The organism is Roseibacillus ishigakijimensis (genome assembly GCF_016595415.1).
In the GTDB taxonomy this organism is placed as follows: domain Bacteria; phylum Verrucomicrobiota; class Verrucomicrobiia; order Verrucomicrobiales; family Akkermansiaceae; genus Roseibacillus; species Roseibacillus ishigakijimensis.
The window spans coordinates 24,254-42,751 of the sequence record NZ_JAENIO010000026.1 but is presented as its reverse complement, the minus strand read 5'-3'; the positions used below and the strand labels follow the sequence as shown (position 1 = coordinate 42,751).

Here is an 18,498-nt window from a genome sequence, read left to right as displayed (position 1 = left end):
CGCCGCCCGCGGCCTGTGCCATGACCCAGAACCAAACGCAATCCCAACAAAGTCAGTCACAAAGCTCAACCCAGGGGCCCGGGGAAACTCTTCTCTCCGCTTACCGTCCCCTGCCGGATCGCTTGGATGAATTCGTCGGGAGGGACGGTCAGCTCCGCCCCTCGGTGCAAGCCTTTGGAGCCCGCCTCAACGAAATGGGCAGCAACGGCCTGGCCAATGCCTGGAAACGGGGGGACGAAATGCTGCGCGACAACGGTCTCTCCCACAATCTCGACAAATCGGCCACCTCCCCCCGCCCGTGGAATCTGGACCCCATCCCGATGATTTTCAATGAGAAGGAATGGGAGCCACTGGTCACCGCAGCCATTCAGCGGGCCCGCCTCTGGGATGCCATTCTCAAGGATTGCTATGGCTCCCGCAGCCTCATCGCGGAGGGCCTTCTGCCGCCCTCCCTCCTCTTTGCCCAACCGGGGTTCAACCGCTCCCTGCCCCTCCCCGAGCCCGACCAAAGCCTGCTGAACTTCTACGCCGTCGACCTCGCCCGGTGCTCAGATGGCACTTGGACGGTGCTGGCCGATCGGACCGAGGCTCCCAATGGCACCGGCTTTGCCCTGGAGAACCGCATCATCTTGAGCAATGTCTTTCCGGAGACAAGCAACCGCCTCCACCTCGTGCGCTTGGCGGGATATTTTCAAAACCTGCAAACCACCCTCTTCGCCCGGGTCCCCCATGCCGTCGACGAGCCTGGAGTGGTCCTTCTCTCCCCCGGCCCCTCCGACCCCACCTATTTTGAAGACGCCTATCTCGCACGCTACCTGGGTATCCCCCTCGCGGTGGGCGAAGAGCTCACCGTCCGCGACGACCGCGTGTTCCTCAAAACCGTTTCCCGGCTCAAACGCATCCACGTCATCTATCGCCGCGTCCACGAGACCCTCATCGATCCCCTGGAGAATCCTGCCGCCTCCAACAAGGGCGTCGCCGGGCTGATGCAGGCCGTTCGGGCCGGCACCGTGACCGTGCTCAACCCGCCTGGCACCGGGATCGCCGAGTCCCCTGCCTTTCTTCCCTACCTGCCCGCCATTGCCAAAAAATTGCTGGGACAGGACCTCCTCCTCCCCTCCATCGAAACCATCTGGGGAGGCCAAAGGGAGACCTTCCAAGAAGCCCTCCCCCAATTCCTCGACCAAGGCCTCGGCTTCGTCAAAAATTCCTTCGGCCTGCGACTGCCCCCGATCCCCACCAAGAACCTCACCCCGGAGAAGCGGGCCGGCCTCTTGGAACGCATCGAGCGCGATCCCTCCTCCTTCTCCCTGCAACGGGAAATGGACTTTTCCACCTCCCCCGCTTGGAATGGCAAAGAACTCGAGCCCCGCCCCATGGCGCTGCGGCTCTTCCTCTTCCACGATGGCAACGACTTCCAAATCATGCCGGGAGGTCTCGTCCGCTGTGCCCATGCCAGCACGGGTTTGCCCGGGCTCTCCCCCTCCCACGACTCGGGCTCCAAGGACCTGTGGATTCTCTCCGACAATCCCGAGACCAATCAGGTGCGCACCAACCTGCCCGACCGCGAACCCATCCGCCGGGCCTCGGGCACCCTCTCCTCGCGCGCAGCTGACAACCTCTACTGGATCGGCCGCTATTCCGAACGGGCCGAATTCGTCACCCGCCTCATTCTGGAAATCGCCAACCGCCTCTCCGTCGAGCACGACGAGACCACCCTGCGAGCCCTCCGCCCCCTGTTGAAGTCCCTCGCCAAGCTGGGCTATCTCTCGAGCAAGGTCGATCCGCTCACCAGCCCCGACCCCCGCACCAGCATCCGCGAACTCCTTCTGGCAGCCTACTTCTCCACCGACAACAACCGGGAACTCGACTCCATCCCGCAGAACCTCATTCGCCTGCGCAATCTGGCCTCCCTCTCCAGCGACCGCCTCTCCGGGGAAACCTGGGTCATCATCCAGCAACTCCACGAACTGGGCAAAAACGCCTCCGCCGAGAACCTCCGCAGCCTGCGACCCATCTTGCAAAAGGCGCTCGCCTATCACTCCGCCTTCAATGGCACCTGCCGCGAGAACCTCACCCGCAACATGGGATGGATTTTCCTCAATCTGGGCCGCAAAATCGAACGCGCGGGAGCCCTCCTCAACCTCGTCAACGAAATCCTCGCCCTCCCGCCCGAGGAGCGCACCGCCAGCGTATTGGAAACCCTCCTTTCCATCAACGACGTCACCCTCACCTATCGCTTCCGCTATCAGGGCGCGCCCCAGATTCTGCCCGTACTGGATGTCATTCTCCACGACCCCACCAACCCCCGCTCCCTCATCTTCCAACTCCACGAGATCGACCGCGATCTGCGCCACCTGATGACCGATCCGGCCGACAACCTGCCCTCCCAGCTGCATCGCTACGTCCTGCGCGCGCTGCACTTTCTGGAGACCGAGCTCCTCGATGCCCGCAACGACGAGGACGAGGCCGAACAGCTGGCCACCCTCACCGAGTTCCTCCAGACCGTCCGCCGCAAGCTGCCCCGCTTCACCGAGCAACTCGGCTGGCAATTCTTCACCCACGCCGAGCCCCAAAACACCTGAAGCCCCGGCTAGCCTTCCCACCTTTTTCCCCCCTCCGCCATGACCTACACCATCCATCACCGCACCACCTACCGCTACGAAGCCAAGGTCTCCTACTCGCACCACCTCGCCCGCCTGCGCTCCCACCTCGGGCAGACCCGCCTGCTCATCTCGCCCACCCCGGATACCCTTAACAACTATCTCGATTACTTTGGCAACGCGACCACCTACTTCTCCATCACCACCCCGCATCAGGAGCTGACCATCGATGCCCACAGCACCATCTCCCTGCCGGAAAGCGTCCCCACTCCCCAGCTCGACCTCTCGCCCCCTTGGGAAAAAGTGCGCGACACCCTCGCCCACTCCACCCTCCCGCAGGATCTCTCTGCGGCGGAATTCACCTTCTCCTCCGGCATCTCGCGCACTTCCCCCGCCCTCCTCGACTATGCCCTCCCTTCCTTCCAGCCCGGCACGCCCATCCTGACGGCCGCCCGCGACCTCACCCGCCGCATCTACGATGATTTCCAGTTCGACAACAGCGCCACCACCGTCTCCACCCCCGTGCATGACGTCCTGGAGAAGAAAGCAGGAGTCTGCCAGGACTTCGCCCACCTCCAGATCTCCTGCCTGCGTTCCCTCGGACTGAGCGCCTGCTACGTCTCCGGCTACCTGCGCACCAATCCCCCTCCCGGCAAACCCCGCCTCATCGGGGCCGACGCCTCCCACGCCTGGGTCTCGGTCTACGTGCCCCAGCTGGGCTGGACAGAGTTTGATGCCACCAACAACGTCATCCCCACCACCAACCACATCCCCATTGCCCGGGGACGCGACTACCTCGATATCTCCCCGGTGCGCGGCACTGTCTTCGGAGGCGGCCGCCAAAAGCTCTCCATCGGCGTCACCGTCATTCCCGAAGGAGAAACCGCCGTCGAACCCAGCGCGGCGTGAGAATTTAATAAAAATTCTGCCTTTATTTGAAAACAGAGGCCCCCTTTATGCGGTTTCCCCCTTGATCACCCGACCCTCCTTTTTCCACTGAGAGAAAGACCTTTCGAAGCCTGACTCTTCGAAAGTGATTCTCAAATCTGGTAAATTCTGCTAAACGGGAAGGTGATTCCAAAAGGAGAACCTCATGAAAACCCCCCGCCTCTTCCTGCTCATTGCCACCTTGGGCGTGGCACTCTTCCTCAGCATCCCGAGCCGCCCCTTCCAGCCTCCTGCTCCTAAGCCCGCGGAAGCTGACCTGACACACTCCGAAGAGGTTCCCCCTCTGCTCCGATCTCAAAAGTCACCCCAAGCCACCCCGGAGGCAGCACCAACCGACCTGTTCGCCCCGAGCTCTCCCAGCAGCCCGGACTCCGCGCTGCTGGCCGATCAGTCGCTCAATGAAGTCTTGCAGAAAGCCCGCCTGCGCATCCGTGAAGTCCCTGACGAAGCGGAAGGCTTTCGCTACGAGACCTGGAACCCCGGCAACCAGCTGGGGGCCCGCTTTGGCCCCGGAGAAGTGGCTCTCGACCTCGCCCATCCTCTGCGGCCCGGCGCGACTCGCCAAGGCTCCCTGCGCCTGCAAAAACTGGCGGGTAAACACCTGGGCAGCCGACCGGATCCCATCCTGAGGGAAGGAGACCAGGAACAAGTGGAGTTCCACCACCCCGACGGCTTGGTGGAGTGGTACCGCAACCGTCCCGAAGGCCTGGAACAAGGCTTCACTTTATCCCACCGTCCGCAAAGCGCCGGGGACGAGGTCACTCTCGAAATCGCGCTCGAGGGCCTGCACGCCAGCGAGGGAGACGGGAACCAGCTTCTGCTGCAAAACAAGTCCACTCCCGCCTTCACCTACTCCAAATTGCTCGTCTTCGATTCCCGTGGCCGGGAGCTCCCTGCCCGCATGACGGCCACCAGCGCGGGCCACATCCACCTGGCCTTCCACGACGCCGGAGCCAGTTACCCCGTCACCGTCGACCCCCTCATCACCAATTCCCGGGGAACGGTGACCGGCCAAACTACACGCACCGCCGCGAATGAGCGCTTTGGCAACGCGCTGGCCCTCTCGAATGACACTCTGGTCGTGGGAGCCGAGTGGCGAAATGACAACCGCGGTGCAGCCTTCGTCTTCGTCCGCGATGAGGCCGGCTACTGGGAATGGCAGGCCGAACTGAGCTCTGACGATTTGGTCCCCTTCAGCGCTTTCGGACATTCCGTGGCCATTTCCGGCGACACCATTCTGGTAGGTGCTTACGAAGATAGCGCCATCCGGCCTGATGCCACCGGGCGCGCCTATGTCTTCGTCCGCAATGGAGAGAATTGGCAGCGCCAGGCCGTCCTCACCTCCCCCAACTCCGAAATCGACGGATTCTTTGGAAACGCAGTCGCTCTCAGTGGCAACTCGGCCTTTGTGGGAGCTCCTGGCGAAGCAGTCGCGGGGGTCTACCACTTCACCCGCAGTGGCACGACTTGGACCATGAGCCAGCGAATCGTCCCGAGCGATAGCACTTCGGGTGATTTCGGAACCTCCCTCGCCTTGGAGAGCTCCACCCTCGTGGTAGGGGATGACTCTTCTGCCAATGGCTCGGCCTACGTCTTCACCCGCAGCGGCTCCTCCTGGAACCAACAAGCCAAACTCGTCCCCTCCGATCCGGAGCCCAGCGCCCGCTTCGGCTTTTCGGTCGCCCTCTCCGGCACCACCATTGCGGTGGGGGCGCCCAACCGAAGCAACGACAGCCCTACGCCCGACGGAGCGGTCTACCTCTACAACAAAAGCGGTGCCAGCTGGAATCAGACCAGCAAGCTCGCACCCGATCTCCCCGAAGAAGTTGACCTTCAGTTTGGCGAATCCTTGAGCCTGTTGGGCGATCGCCTGGCCATCGGTGACCGCTACGGGACAGTCTGGTTCTCCCAACGCACAGCTGGTGCCTGGTCTCTCCCCATTCCCCTCGGACTCGAAATCCGCCCAGAATCTGGACTAGGAAGATCCGTCCTTCTTGAGCCCGACCATCTGCTTTCGGGAGCACCCTTGGAGGGGGAAGGACAAGGCCTAGTCATCCAGTTTTCTTTCCCCGACGGGTTTCTGAACACACCCAACGTTTCCGCAGTGTTCAATTACCCGACTCAACTCGGCCTCTCGGTGGCACTCTCCGGCCAAGACGCCCTCATCGGCGCGCCAGGCGACAACTTTGCGCGCGGAATAGGCTATCTGTTCCACCAAGCCACAGACGGAAGCTGGGTAGAATCCGGAACGTTGCGGCTGCCTGCAGCTGCGGAGCCGATTTTCTTCGGCTTCTCGGTCGCTTTGGAGAACGGGACCGCGGTGCTAACGAGTAGAAATCTGTTTGAACCGAGCATCATTCCCTTTCTCCGCGAAGACGGTCAATGGCAGGCAGCGGAGAGTCTGTCCGCACAAGAATGGGAAGGAGGGGCGAATTTCGGGAGACAGCTCGCTCTCTCGGGGAATCGCTTCCTCACCACCACCTCGGACAATCGCGCTTTGGTCTTTGCCCGTCAAGGGCAGCAATGGCATCTGGAAGCCACCTTGCAGCCCGATGCCGCGAGCGCCAGCTATGAGGACTTCACCTATGCGGACAGCATTGCGCTGGAAGGCGAAATCGCCGCCATCGGGTCACCTCAAGGAGGCTCGGAAAACAAAGGAGGGGTCCTCATTTTTTCCCGCGCGAGCGGAACTTGGACCCAGCAAACTGTCCTCACCGCCAGCGATGGCACTCGATTCGATGGATTCGGTGCGGCCCTCTCCCTTCAAGGCAACCAACTCCTCGTGGGAGCACCTCGTGAAGAGAGCGACCCCACGAGCTCCAGCCTCTCGGAAGGAGCGGCCTATCTCTTCCGCCATGACGGCGAGAGCTGGACCGAAGAACGGAAAATCGTGGCCGCCCCCCGGGAGAATCGTGCCTTCTTTGGCTCTGCCGTCTCCCTGTCCCATCAATCGGCCCTGATCGGCTCCTTCAATAGCGACCAGACCTCCCGACTCCACCTGCTCAATCCCAATGACAACTGGCAAAACGAGGGCACCCTCTTCAGCGGAACGATCCAGTCTTTAAACTTTTCTCTCCAAATGGCCCACGCGGGCAACCGCGTCTTGCTGGGAGAGGCCTCTGAATTCGAGCCCGAATACTGGGCGGGTGCAGTCTATTTTTTCGAGGTTCTAACCGATGGGCTTCGCCAGCTGTCCTTACAAGATGCGAGCGGGCTGGGCCTCAGCCCGGGCGCGAGCTATCCTCTCCTGCCCGGCACCCCGATGGGCGAGATCCGCGACCTCACCTTCCACATCACCAATACCGGCACGGAAGCCCTCGACCTTTACACCATCACCCTGGGAGGCCCGCAGACGAGTCAATTCGCCCTCACCGCCCCCAGTCTGGCGGCCAGCCCGGACCTTGCCAGCGGCCAATCCCTCTCCTTCCAGCTGCATATGTCGCCGGTGGGAGAAACGAGCGGTCCCCGCGAAGTGACCCTCATCATCAGCTCCAATGACTCCGCCCACCCCACCACCGCAGTGACCCTCACCGGTCTGGCCTATTCCCCCACCGCCGATGCCGATGGCGATGGCCTGGCCGACTGGCCGGAATACCTCGCCCGCAGCCTCGGCTTCGACTGGGAAGAGGCCCAGCCGAGCCTGGTGGCCGATTTGCAGGAGTTAGATCGCTCCCGGGGTCTGGTGTCCGCAGAAGATCTGGGAGGGCTGGCCGGTGACTTCAGCCTCGTGACCGTCGACCCGGCCAGCAACCGCGCCACCCTGCGCCTTGCCCTGTGGGAGAGCCCCGATCTCACCACCTTCAGCCCCCTCCCCGTGTCCGCAGGAGAGGTATCCACCACCCCCTCCGGAGAGGTCGAAATCGAAGTCACCCTTCCCAGTGGAAAGAGTTTCTACCGGGCCGAGTTCACCGAGTGAGGTTCATCCCCGGGAGCAGCGAGAACAATTTCTCCTCCTCCCCCGGGCGTGGGCCCTGGCCGGTAGGAAAGCCCGAAATCCGCCAGGGAAACCCCGAAGGAAGCCGGCCGCTCCAACACCGTGGTGTGAACGAAAACCCGGCGCCCCCGGGATAATTCTCCGGTCAACTCGTGGTAAAATGAGGCAAACTTCTCACTTTCGCGCGGGAGAGGGACCACCTGCAAGGCTCCCACCCGATAGCGCACGAAGCGAGCCTGCACGGCTCCCCGATAGCCAAGAAGATACCAGTCCTGGGGGCGCCCCTCGGCCCGAATGAAACGAGACGTCACGAAGTGATAATCCTTCTCCTCCTCGGCCAGGAGCGCCATTCCGCCCAAAAAGTTGCCGCCTGCAAAAACAACAGTCCAAACCGCGAGACTGCGAGTAGAAACCGCGCGCATCAACAGAGCCGCAACCAGCCAAAAGAAAGGCACCCCCAACAGCCACATCTCCGGATTCCCGGGTTCAAAAATCACAATCATTCCCGCGTAGCCTCCCGTCGCGACCAGGAGGGCCCAGGACGCCGGAGCCCAAGTCCGCCACTGCTGCCAATCCCGGACCACCTGCCAGAGGAAGAAAGCGATTCCCGCCAAAGTGGCCACCAGCAATAGAGCCCAGAGAGCCTGAAACCAGATCGGCTGCCCCTGCGCCAGGAGGCGCTCCTCCTGCAAAAAGCGATAGGGAAAGAGTCGCTTCTGCAAAAACTCGAAAACCGGATCGACTCCCATCAGCAGGTTGGTGGCCACCACACTGGAGCCCAGCCCGATAGCAGCCTTGGGCAAAGAGGCAGGGCTCAACTTGGTCCCCGCCCGGTCCTGGCTCCGCTCCACGGTTTGTTCTTCATAGAAAAAACCAGAAAATTCCGGGCCTTGCCTCGAGGGCTCCCCCACTTGCCCGGCCGTCCACTCGGCCGCGAGATAGAGCCCCCCCGCCGAGATCACAAAGAGCGCCAGACTCCGCCACTCCTTCTGACCCACAAGCAAAGTTCCCCCCGCCAGCAGCAAAGGCGGCCCGAGGGCCCGGTGGACATTGAGGGCGAGGACCAGGCCCACCGCCATCACCACTCCCCGCCAAGCCCCCCGGCAACGGAAGAACAGCCACAAGATCATCATCGCCACCGCACTGCCCACGGTGTAGGCCTCCACCTCGTGGGTGTAACGCCAGAAGCCGTAACTAAAGGCCAAGCCCGCCACAAAGACAAAGCGCCTCCCCTCGCCCTTCACTCCCAATTCTCGCAAGAGGAGGGAGAAAAAAAACAAGGCCAAGAGGGCCGCCCCCTGACTGACCGCCACCAACACCGGGTAAGAACGCTCCGCTCCGGAGAGCTCGTAAACGGCCTTTATCAAGGGGTGATAGAGCCGGTGATGGGGATGGAGAATCTCGCGATAGCCCTCCACTTCCACCTCCCGCGCATAAGTAAAAGCGTCCTCCGCCTCACTGTGGTTACCCACCTCCGGACTGAGAAAAAGAAAGGCCAGAACGAGGTAAGCCAAGACCCAGCCCAGAACAGGAGAAAACCGCATCACAGTTTGGTTTTCTTAAAAATCACTCCGGGCACGAGTCGAATGATCGTCATCACCGCCCGCCACCAGGAAGGCGCGTAGAACACTCCCCGTTTCCGCTTACGCAGGGCCTTGGCCATCACTGCGGCCACCGCTTCTGGTGGCGAAAAGAGGGGAGAGTCGGGCAAGTGGGCCGTCATCGCGCTGCGCACCATCCCGGGCTTGATCAACTGGACCCGCACCTCGGCATGTTCCAAAGCGGCGCGATGAGCGAGAGCTTCCAGATAGGTGGCCAGCGCGGCTTTTTGCGCGCCATAGAATCCGTTGGACTGGCGGCCCCGGTCTCCGGCCACGGACCCGACCACCTGCAGGCAGCCGCCCTTGCGCTGCTCCCCAAGAAGCGAGCAAGACTCCCGTGCGAGGTAGGCGACTGCGGTGAAATTGACCAACACCTCCCTCTGCCAAGTGGCAAAATCCCCTTCTTCATCGCTCAGAATCCCCGGGGTCAAAACCACGGCCGCAAGCTGGCCGACCTCCCGCAAAAAATCCACCGAGCCATCCCAGCTCTGAAGATCCAGCACCCGGGTGCGCACCCGCGCCGCGCCACGGAGGCGGGCGTCCTCCGCAATCTTGGCCAGTTTGGCCTCGTCGCGCCCCGTGAGAAAGAGAGCTTCACCTTGCTCCGCCAACAAGCGGACCAAAGCCTCGCCCAATGCCGAGCTGGCGCCGATAATAACGGTGGTATTCATGAGCTGACTCTTTGCCAAAACGCGGACATGATGGCCGGATCCCGCCATTTTTCAAGCCGCTGCCAGTCCGGATAACTCTCGCGGAAAAAGTCCCCCTCCATGCGGGCATCCTTGGCCGCATAGAGCCGTCCCCCCGCCACCCGCACGATCTCGTCCATCCTCGCCAGCAGCTGCAGGGTCTCCTCTCCCCGCATGGGAAAGTCCATCGCCAGGGTCCAGCCCTGCTGCGGGAATGATAGCCAACCCGGCGACTGCCGATCGCCGAACTTCTTCAAAACACTCAGGAAAGGACGTTGGCGGGACTGCAAGACCGCGTCCACCACCGCAATGAGAGCCTCTCGCTCCTTGACCACAAATTGGTATTGCAGAAAGCCACGCTTGCCGTAGAGGCGGTTCCAATGGCCCACCCCATCGAGGGGGAAAAAATAGGAAGGATAGCCCACCCGGGTGGTCCCATTGCGACGAGTCCAGTCGTAAGTGCGATTGAAGGCTGAGATACTGAGGGGATTCAGCAAAAACTCAGGTGCTGTCACGGGCACCGAAAGCTTGGGAGAACGCAGCCGGGCCTCTTTCTCACTTTCCACAAAGCGCCCCCCCATCGCCACTCCCGAAACCCGGTCGCGGCTCCCCAGGTCCAGCCAAGCCACCGTCATGGGAGATTCCTCATCCAGCTTTTCGAGCTGATCGCAGGCTTCGATCAAGTCGCTGAAGCGAGACGTTTCCTGCTCGATGACTCCCCCTGCCGGAATTTTTTGCAGGCGCAGGGAGATTTCCCCCATCACGCCGGTGAGGCCCAGCCCCCCGATGGTGGCCTCAAATAAATCTTCCCCGGGAGCCACTTCTTGCCAGCCGCCCTCGCGGCGAGAGAGAGAAAAGCTCTCCACCCAACAGCCAAAGGTGCCGTCGCGATGATGATTCTTCCCATGAATATCATTGGCAACGGCCCCGCCCAAGGTGACGTGGCGGGTGCCCGGCACCACAGGCAAAAACCAACCCCGGGGCACCGCCCATTGCAGCAGACTCCCCAAGGAAATCCCGGCCTCGGCCCGCAGGACTCCGGTCGCCTCGTCAAAGCTAACCAAGCGCTGGCAAGGCTCCATCACGAGAGCAGTTCCCCCTTCCCGGGGCAGTCCCGAGTCTCCATAGCTACGCCCCAAGCCAACCGGCAGCTGGTTTTCTTGCAAGCTCACGTCCTGCAACCACCAGCAATAGGCCTTCTCCGTAGCCAGCTTGGGATAGCGCCCCCAGGATTCCATTCCTTTCATCGTCGGCAGGCTACTCCACGGTCACGCTCTTGGCGAGGTTGCGGGGCTGATCAATGGCACAATCCCGCAAGCGGGCCACGTGGTAGGCAAAAAGCTGGAGAGCCACGGCGGCAGGAATGACCGCAGTGTGCAGCGGAGCGGCGGGAATGCGGATGATGTGATCGCCGTAATCATCGACCTCCTCATCCCCTTCGGTAGCCACCAGCAACACCTTCGAGCCCCGGGCCCGGCACTCCGCGACGTTGGAAAGAGTCTTGTCTTTGCCCGGACCCACCGGAGCCAGCGCGACCACCGGGACCTCCTCCGTCAGGAGGGCAATGGAGCCATGCTTGAGCTCGGCAGCATGAAAGGCCTCCGCATGGATGTAGCTGACTTCCTTCAACTTGAGAGCTCCCTCAAGCGCCACCGGATACATGAAGCCCCGGCCGATGAAAAAGGCGTTCTCCGCAGAGGTGTAGTTGGCGGCAATCTCGGCAATCTCGTCATTGAGGGCCAGCACCTGACGGACCTGTTCGGGAATAGCCTCAATCTCACGCACGAATTGCACCCCGCGTTCGCGCGACATGCGGGCGGCCCGGGCGAACTTGAGGGCGATCATGAGGAGGCAACTGACCTGGGAGGTGAAAGCCTTGGTGGACGCCACGGAAATCTCCGGCCCGGCGTGGAGATAGATGCCCCGCCCCGTTTCGCGAGCGATGGTCGAGCCCACCACATTGACCAGGCCTGCAACCAACGCCCCCTTGTCCACCGCTTCGCGCACCGCTGCCAGGGTATCGGCGGTTTCTCCGCTTTGAGAAATGGCCAACACCAAATCCTTGGCCCCGACGATGGGATTGCGGTAGCGGAATTCGGCCGCTTGCTCGACCTCGGCCAAGAGCCCGGCGAACTCTTCAATGGCATACTCCCCCACCAGACCCGCATTCAGGCTCGTGCCACAACCGACGAGAAGAACCCGCTGCAAATCCGCCAGATCACGGGGATTGAGATTGAGCCCGGAAAGCACGGCATTGCCCCGATCAGCATCCATGCGCCCGCGAATGGTATTCCAAATGGATTCCGGCTGCTCGAAGATCTCCTTGAGCATGTAATGGGCATAGCCCCCTTTCTCCGCCGCATCATCCGACCAATCGATTTGAGTCGCTTCCCGGGTGACCGGCAGGGCATCGAGACTCCGAATCTCCACTTTGGGCCCCTCGATGCGGGCGACATCATTGTCGTCGAGGTAGATCACCTGGCGGGTGTAGCGCAGGATGGCAGCGGCATCGCTGGCCACCAGGGTTTCATCCTCGCCCAAGCCAATCACAATGGGGCTTCCCCGCCGGGCCACCACCATCACCCCGGGCTCATCCACCGCCACGCTGGCCACCCCGAAGGTGCCTTCGACCTCCTTGAGTGCCCTGGTGACCGCTTCCACCAGATTGCCCTCGTAGTAGGAATCGACCAAGTGTGCGAGCACCTCGGTGTCGGTTTCTGAAAGAAAAGTCCGCCCTGCGGCCTCCAGGCGAGCCTTGAGCGCCTTGTAATTCTCGATGATGCCATTGTGAACGAGGGCCACGCGATTCCCCTCTTCGCCAGCAGGCCGGGCGGCGTGGGGATGGGCATTCACGGTCGTGGGCGGCCCGTGGGTCGCCCAGCGGGTGTGGGCGATTCCCGAGGTCGCCTCTCCCAAGGAAGGCTCCTTGGCATAGTCGCCCAGCAACTCGACAAGGTTGGCTACTTTCCCCTGTGACTTCTCGACCCGGATTCCTTCCGGAGAGACCAAGGCCAAGCCTGCCGAGTCATATCCCCGGTATTCGAGACGCTTGAGGCCGTTGAGCAAAATGGGCGCGGCAGGCTGAGTTCCGCTGTATCCGACGATTCCACACATAATATCCTTGGCGAGCGCTTTTAACAGCTCGCCCCAAGGGACCAAGCGTCAATTATCCACTGGCAAAACTCACCAGCCTGAGGACAATTTTCCTTTTTTTTGATTTCGTTCTCCAAGCCTTTGCTTCAAGGCTTCCCGCCATGAGCGAAACTCTTCCCATCGTGGTGGGTGGCACCGTAGCCATCGACAATGTCAAAACTCCAGAGGCCGAACACCAGGACCTCCTCGGCGGCTCTGCCTCTTTCGCCTCGCTGGCAGCCTCCTTTTTCGCCAAACCCGTTCACTTGGTGGGTATCGTGGGAAAAGACTTCCCCTCCGAGCACCTGGAAATGCTCGCGGGCAAAGGCATTGAACAAGGCTCTCTGGAACACTCCGAGGGCGCCTCCTTCACCTGGACGGGAGAGTATTTCAATAGCATGAACGACCGCAAAACCCACACCGTTGCCCTCAACGTCTTGGAAAACTGGTCGGTCAAAGTGCCCGGCAAGGCCGCCGAGAGCCCCATTGTGGTCGCGGCCAACATGTCTCCCGTCAATCAGATGCAAATGATCGAGGCCTGCACCGCAGCCGACAAATTTGTCCTCATCGACACCATGGACCTGTGGATCGAAATCGCAAATGACGCCCTCCACGAGGTCCTCAAAAAAGCCGACCTCCTCGTCATCAACGAGAGCGAAGCCCGCGAGTTCGCCCAAACCAGCAATCTCATCAAGGCCGGCAAGATCCTGCGCGAGAAAGGCCCCCGCTACGTCATCATCAAGTTGGGCGAATTCGGAGCCGTGCTCTTCGGTCCTCCCGAGGACAACCACGGCATCTTCCGCTGCAATGCCTTCCCCTTGGAAGAAGTGGCCGATCCCACCGGCGCCGGAGATTCCTTCCTCGGCGGTCTGGCCGGCTACCTCGCCTCCCTCGGCAAGACCGAATTCTCCTTCAGCGAACTGCGCGACGGCGTGGTGCGCGGCACCGTCCTCGCCAGCTACACCTGCGAAGACTTCTCCACCCGCCGCCTGGAAAAACTGGATGAAGCCGAACTCAATCGCCGTCTCCAGCTCTTCCGCGAGATGAGCTGCTGGTAAGAGCTTTCTCCCCTCAACAAGCGGGCTTTCTCCCTGAGAGCCCGATTTTTTTTGCCCTCTCCGGCCCGCACTCCGTTGGGGGTCGGGCTCCGCAAGAACCGATAGGCCCCCTTTTTTCTCCCACTTCCCTCAAAAGGCGCGGTTCCGGAAAGCAAAACCTTGCACGAAAGCTGCTTTCCGCTGAACTAGAGCCATGCCAAACGAAGGATTGAACCAAGCCTACTTTGACCGCGGATTCCAAGCCCTCGAAGACGAGCTGCGGGAAGTGACCTCAACCCTCGCAGGGGCCCTGCCTCTCAGTAAAGAATCCGTCTCGCGCCTTCCTTGGCTCGGAGAGACCTCCCCATTGGAAGACAATCCCGAAGACGCGGCCGAAGCGGCCCAGCTTTCTTCCCTGGCCTTTGAAATCCTCAACATCGTGGAAGAGCGCGTGGCCTGGCGGTTCCGCGCCATCCGCCGGGCCGAATTTGGCCCCGAAACCATCCGCGGACTCTGGCCCGGCGTCATTGCCCGCATGAAGGAAGCGGGCCTCAGCGAAGAAGAGGCCCTTGAGGCCTTTCGCAAAGTCGAAGTGGAGCCCGTGCTGACCGCCCACCCAACGGAGGCCAAACGCCCCCTCGTGCGCGAAAAGCACCTCGCCATCTACAACCGCCTCGCCGAGTGGGAAGATGCCCGCCTCGATCCTCTGCGCGAAAAGCGCGTGCGCGACAGCCTGAGCGCGGAGTTCGAAAGTCTCTGGCAAACGGGCGAAATCTTTGTCGAACGTCCCACCATCGCCGACGAACGCCGCAATGCCCTCTACTATCTGCGGGAGGTCTTCCCCGAGGTGGTCATCCGGCTCAACCGCTCTCTGGAAGTCGCTTGGGAGGCGGCAGGCTGGTCCTTGGCCAATCTGCGGGAAGCACGGGCCTATCCCCGCATCAGCTTCGCCAGCTGGATTGGAGGCGACCGCGACGGCCACCCCTTTGTCACCCCAGAAGTCACCCGCAACACCTTTGCGGAAATGCGCTATCAGGCCCTGCGGCTCCATCGCCGGGCCTGCCGCAAGTCGGCGGAAGCCCTCACCGAAAGCATCCCCTTTGTCACCGTCCCTCCCGCGCTGGAAGAGGGCATCGCTCGCCTCACCCGCGAGCTCGGCGACGCAGGCACGGCCATCGCCAAGCGCAATGAAGCCGAGCGCTGGCGCTGCTGGCTCTACCTGGTGCGGGAAAAAATGGACCGCTCTCTCAACCAAACCTCTGGAGGCTATGCCACCAGTGAGGACTACCAGGAAGACCTCGAACTGGCTCGCTGGACTCTCTGCGAGGCCGGCGCCAAGCTGGCCGCGCGCGAGTGGATCGAGCCCCTCCTACTCCTCAACGAAGTCTTCGGCTTTCACCTCGCCAAGCTGGACATCCGCAACAACTCCAGCAGCCACGACCAGGCCCTCGCGGCTATCCTCGAAAGCCTGGGCATTGAGGACGGAGAAAACTTCCCGGACTGGAGCGAGGAACAGCGGGTGGAGTTTCTCCTCGCCGAGCTGGCCAACCGCCGCCCCCTCCTCTCCATCAACAGCGAGCTCCCCGAAGAGGCCGAGAACATCCTCGGCTATCTGCGGGTGGTCGCCGAACAAGAGAAGTTGGCCGGTCCCGACTCCCTGGGTCAGCTCATTATTTCCATGACCCGGCAAGTCTCCGACCTGCTCGTGATGCACCTCTTCGCCCGCGAGGCCGGATTGGCGGACTACGTGGACGGCTTCTGGCGCTCGCGCCTCCCCGTTAGCCCCTTGTTCGAGACCGGGGACGACCTGGCAGCAGCCGCCGACATCTTGGGCCGCTACCGCGACCTGATGTCCGGAGGCGGGGAAAGCCTCCAGCCCGCCATGGTGGGATACTCCGACAGCAATAAAGATGCCGGGGTCTTTGCCAGCCAATGGGGCATCCACCGGGCCCAGAAGCAGATGGCGGAAGCGCTCAGCGAGCGTTACCTCGAGCCCCAGTTCTTCCACGGTCGCGGCGGCACCATCGGTCGCGGAGCCGGTCCCACCCAGTGGTTTCTGCGCGCCCTCCCTCCCGGCTGCCTCACTGGCCCGGTGCGCCTGACCGAGCAAGGAGAAGTCCTTCCACGCAAATATTCCCACGAGGGCAACGCCCACTACCACCTCGAACTTCTCATGGCCGGGGTGAGCGAAGCGGTGGCGATGCAAGACCAGCGCACCGGCGTGCCGGAGGCATTCCACCCCACCCTCGACCGCTTGGCCGAAACCAGTTCGCAAGCCTACCGCGCCCTGCTCACCAGCGAGGACTTCATCACCTTCCACCGTTCCGCCACCCCCATCGATGCCTTGGAGGTCGGCACCTTTGGCTCGCGTCCGTCCCGGCGCACCGGCAAGCCCTCCTTGAAAGATCTGCGGGCCATCCCCTGGGTCTTCTCCTGGACCCAGTCCCGCTTCTACCTCCCCGGCTGGTTCGGCGTTGGCAGCGGCCTGGAGACCCTGCAAAAAGAAGATCCAGACACCTACGCCAAGCTCCAGGAATCCTTCAGCGACATCGCCTTTCTCCGCTATGTCTTTACCAATGTGGAAACCTCCCTGGCCAGTGCCAACCTCGACCTCATCGAGAGCTACGCCGCCCTTTGCGAAGACGACGCCTTGCGGGAGAGAATCCTGACGACCGTGCGGGAGGAATTCCAACGCACCCGCGAGCAAGTGGGCACTTTCCTTGGCGGAGACTTCGCCACCCGCCGCCCACGGATGAACAAGACCCTGGCCCTGCGGGAAGAGCCCCTGCGCAAGCTTCACCGGCAGCAAATCGCTCTGCTCAAGGACTGGCGGGCTGCGGGCTCACCCACTGAGAATGAGGATGGCACCGCCAACCAGACCTTCCTCGCCCTTCAGCTAACTATCAATGCCATCTCCTCAGGCTTGAAGGAAACCGGTTGAGGAAACAACTCCCCCCGCCCCCGCGGGCGGGGACAGAAGGGCGCTTGCTTGTCAGATTTGAGGGGCCCAGCCCTCCCGGTAGTCCCGTTTGACGAGAGCGGTGGCGGTCTCATTGTTATGGGAACGCATGTTGGGCCCATCCCACTCGATGGGATGGCCTTCCCCGACTTGTTGCGCAATGCACCCCAGCAAAATCACCTCGTTCAAATAGGCCGCAATCTCAAAATTTGAATAAGCCGCAGGCCCACCCTGCATGGCCGCGAACCATTCCTCCTCATGACCCGGTGAACGCGGAATGGTCTCCTCGATACCCTGACACGCCGGATGTTGGTCACCTTGTGTGTAGCCTTTCTCATCGTTCATCATCACGTAGAATTCCCGCCCGTAGTCGTCTTGCGAGAAGAGCTTGCCCTTCTCCCCCACGATGAGCGCTCCGCTGATGGGCATCTGGCCTCCGCGCAAAGTCACGATTTCGTTCACCAGCTCGGGATAGGGCCGGATGGGATCGATGGAACCACCGGGAGTGCCTTCATACCACCAGAACTTGAGCGGCGGCAGACCCTCGCGTTCCGGAAACTCGAAGCGCACCCGCGAAGTAAGCGGGTAAGTCTCAGCATAAACCCGCGAGGACATCTCGCACTCAATCTTGGTCGGATAGCCGAGCTTGAGCGCGCGGAAGGGCATATTGACGGTGTGGCAGGCCATATCACCCAGAGCCCCGGTGCCAAAGTCCGTCCATCCCCGCCACTTGAAGGCGTGATAGAGATCCTTCTTGAAGGGTCGCTCTTGGGCGGGGCCCAGCCAGCAATCCCAATTGAGATTCTCCGGAATAGGGTCGGAACCACCGGGCCGCGCCAGGCCCTGAGGCCAAACCGGCCGGTTGGTCCAGACGTGCAATTCGGTGGGTTTGCCAATCACCCCAGCCTGAATGAGTTCCACCGAGCGGCGCAGTCCATCGGCGGCACTGCCTTGATTCCCCATCTGGGTCGCCACCCCCGAGGATTTGACGAGGTTACGCATCATGCGCGACTCCCACACCGTCTGGGTGAGGGGTTTTTGGCAAAAGACATGCTTCTTCATCTGCATGGCCGCAATCCCGGCGGGCCCGTGCATGTGATCGGGGCCCGAGATGGTCACCGCATCGAATCCCTCCCCCATTTGTTCGTAGAGCTGGCGCCAGTCGGCAAATTTCGCGGCTTGGGGGAACTTCGCGGCCATGGGAGCCATCATACCGCCATCGACATCGCAGAGGGCGACGATTTCGCCCCCACAGCGGGCGGCATTCTCGGTGTCACTGCGGCCCTTTCCCCCGACCCCGATGCAGGCGACGCGGATTTTCGAGTTCAAATTTTGCCCGCGCACAATGGCTGGAAACCCGAGGGTAGAAGCCCCGGCCAACCCCGACATTTTGAGGAAAGTCCTCCGTGATGGTGATTGCATGATGTGAAAAAAAAGTCCGACCTACCCCCTACTGGCGGCAGCCCCCTCTTCTTGCGACCATCACCGGAAGGCGGACCGGGACACCGGGAAGCAAAACCTTGCCCCCCGGCATGAAAAAAGCGCGGAGGTGAGCCACCCGCGCTTTCTTTTGAGATCAAAATAGAGGCGACAAC

The 18,498-nt window shown here is 61.9% G+C and carries 10 protein-coding genes; 5 read left to right on the top strand and 5 right to left on the bottom strand.

Translation table 11 applies throughout. The features are described from left to right. Nucleotides 1-20: 20 nt before the first annotated feature. From JIN78_RS10865 to JIN78_RS10855, 3 genes are all read left to right on the top strand, one after another. On the top strand, nucleotides 21-2,585 hold the full coding sequence (locus JIN78_RS10865; RefSeq protein WP_200391996.1) for a circularly permuted type 2 ATP-grasp protein: 2,565 nt from the start codon (nucleotides 21-23) through the stop codon (nucleotides 2,583-2,585). 39 nt (nucleotides 2,586-2,624) lie between these two features. Beyond that, nucleotides 2,625-3,512: a transglutaminase family protein gene (locus JIN78_RS10860; protein ID WP_200391995.1), complete on the top strand. Its 888-nt coding sequence runs from the start codon at nucleotides 2,625-2,627 to the stop codon at nucleotides 3,510-3,512. 184 nt (nucleotides 3,513-3,696) lie between these two features. Beyond that, a complete protein-coding gene (locus JIN78_RS10855) occupies nucleotides 3,697-7,467 on the top strand; it encodes a hypothetical protein (protein ID WP_200391994.1) in 3,771 nt (1,256 codons plus the stop codon). On the opposite strand, the gene JIN78_RS10850 is transcribed toward JIN78_RS10855, so the two are convergent. From JIN78_RS10850 to glmS, 4 genes are read right to left on the bottom strand one after another with little or no spacing between them, the layout of a single operon-like run. Further along, nucleotides 7,443-9,032 carry a hypothetical protein gene (locus tag JIN78_RS10850; RefSeq protein ID WP_200391993.1) on the bottom strand — a complete coding sequence of 530 codons (1,590 nt, stop codon included), beginning with the start codon at nucleotides 9,030-9,032 and terminating at the stop codon, nucleotides 7,443-7,445. The genes JIN78_RS10855 and JIN78_RS10850 overlap by 25 nt on opposite strands. After that, the gene (locus tag JIN78_RS10845) at nucleotides 9,029-9,757 is read right to left on the bottom strand and encodes an SDR family NAD(P)-dependent oxidoreductase (RefSeq protein ID WP_200391992.1); all 729 of its coding nucleotides are present in this window, start codon (nucleotides 9,755-9,757) and stop codon (nucleotides 9,029-9,031) included. Before JIN78_RS10845 ends, JIN78_RS10850 begins: the two co-directional genes overlap by 4 nt. After that, nucleotides 9,754-11,022: an FAD-binding oxidoreductase gene (locus tag JIN78_RS10840; RefSeq protein WP_200391991.1), complete on the bottom strand. Its 1,269-nt coding sequence runs from the start codon at nucleotides 11,020-11,022 to the stop codon at nucleotides 9,754-9,756. The genes JIN78_RS10845 and JIN78_RS10840 overlap by 4 nt, the downstream gene beginning before the upstream one ends. A 10-nt stretch (nucleotides 11,023-11,032) precedes the next feature. After that, nucleotides 11,033-12,889, bottom strand: a complete 1,857-nt coding sequence (gene glmS, locus JIN78_RS10835; protein ID WP_200391990.1) for a glutamine--fructose-6-phosphate transaminase (isomerizing) — start codon at nucleotides 12,887-12,889, stop codon at nucleotides 11,033-11,035. 140 nt (nucleotides 12,890-13,029) lie between these two features. Here glmS and JIN78_RS10830 point away from each other — a divergent pair, with 140 nt between their 5' ends. Together JIN78_RS10830 and JIN78_RS10825 are read left to right on the top strand one after the other, a co-directional pair. After that, nucleotides 13,030-13,965 carry a PfkB family carbohydrate kinase gene (locus tag JIN78_RS10830; RefSeq protein WP_200391989.1) on the top strand — a complete coding sequence of 312 codons (936 nt, stop codon included), beginning with the start codon at nucleotides 13,030-13,032 and terminating at the stop codon, nucleotides 13,963-13,965. Nucleotides 13,966-14,158: 193 nt separating this feature from the next. Beyond that, nucleotides 14,159-16,885 (top strand): phosphoenolpyruvate carboxylase, encoded by a 2,727-nt coding sequence (locus JIN78_RS10825; protein WP_200391988.1) that lies wholly within the window; start codon nucleotides 14,159-14,161, stop codon nucleotides 16,883-16,885. Nucleotides 16,886-16,936: 51 nt separating this feature from the next. Here JIN78_RS10825 and JIN78_RS10820 read toward each other — a convergent pair whose 3' ends face one another. Next, on the bottom strand, nucleotides 16,937-18,232 hold the full coding sequence (locus JIN78_RS10820) for a Gfo/Idh/MocA family protein (RefSeq protein WP_200391987.1): 1,296 nt from the start codon (nucleotides 18,230-18,232) through the stop codon (nucleotides 16,937-16,939). Nucleotides 18,233-18,498 lie beyond the last annotated feature (266 nt).

Excerpts from the sequence above, each read along its gene's own strand:
- JIN78_RS10845 (WP_200391992.1), bottom strand. The coding sequence starts at position 9,757 with ATGAATACCACCGTTATTATCGGCGCCAGCTCGGCATTGGGCGAGGCT.
- JIN78_RS10860 (WP_200391995.1), top strand. The coding sequence starts at position 2,625 with ATGACCTACACCATCCATCACCGCACCACCTACCGCTACGAAGCCAAG.
- JIN78_RS10825 (WP_200391988.1), top strand. The coding sequence starts at position 14,159 with ATGCCAAACGAAGGATTGAACCAAGCCTACTTTGACCGCGGATTCCAA.
- JIN78_RS10830 (WP_200391989.1), top strand. The coding sequence starts at position 13,030 with ATGAGCGAAACTCTTCCCATCGTGGTGGGTGGCACCGTAGCCATCGAC.
- glmS (WP_200391990.1), bottom strand. The coding sequence starts at position 12,889 with ATGTGTGGAATCGTCGGATACAGCGGAACTCAGCCTGCCGCGCCCATT.
- JIN78_RS10865 (WP_200391996.1), top strand. The coding sequence starts at position 21 with ATGACCCAGAACCAAACGCAATCCCAACAAAGTCAGTCACAAAGCTCA.
- JIN78_RS10840 (WP_200391991.1), bottom strand. The coding sequence starts at position 11,022 with ATGAAAGGAATGGAATCCTGGGGGCGCTATCCCAAGCTGGCTACGGAG.
- JIN78_RS10855 (WP_200391994.1), top strand. The coding sequence starts at position 3,697 with ATGAAAACCCCCCGCCTCTTCCTGCTCATTGCCACCTTGGGCGTGGCA.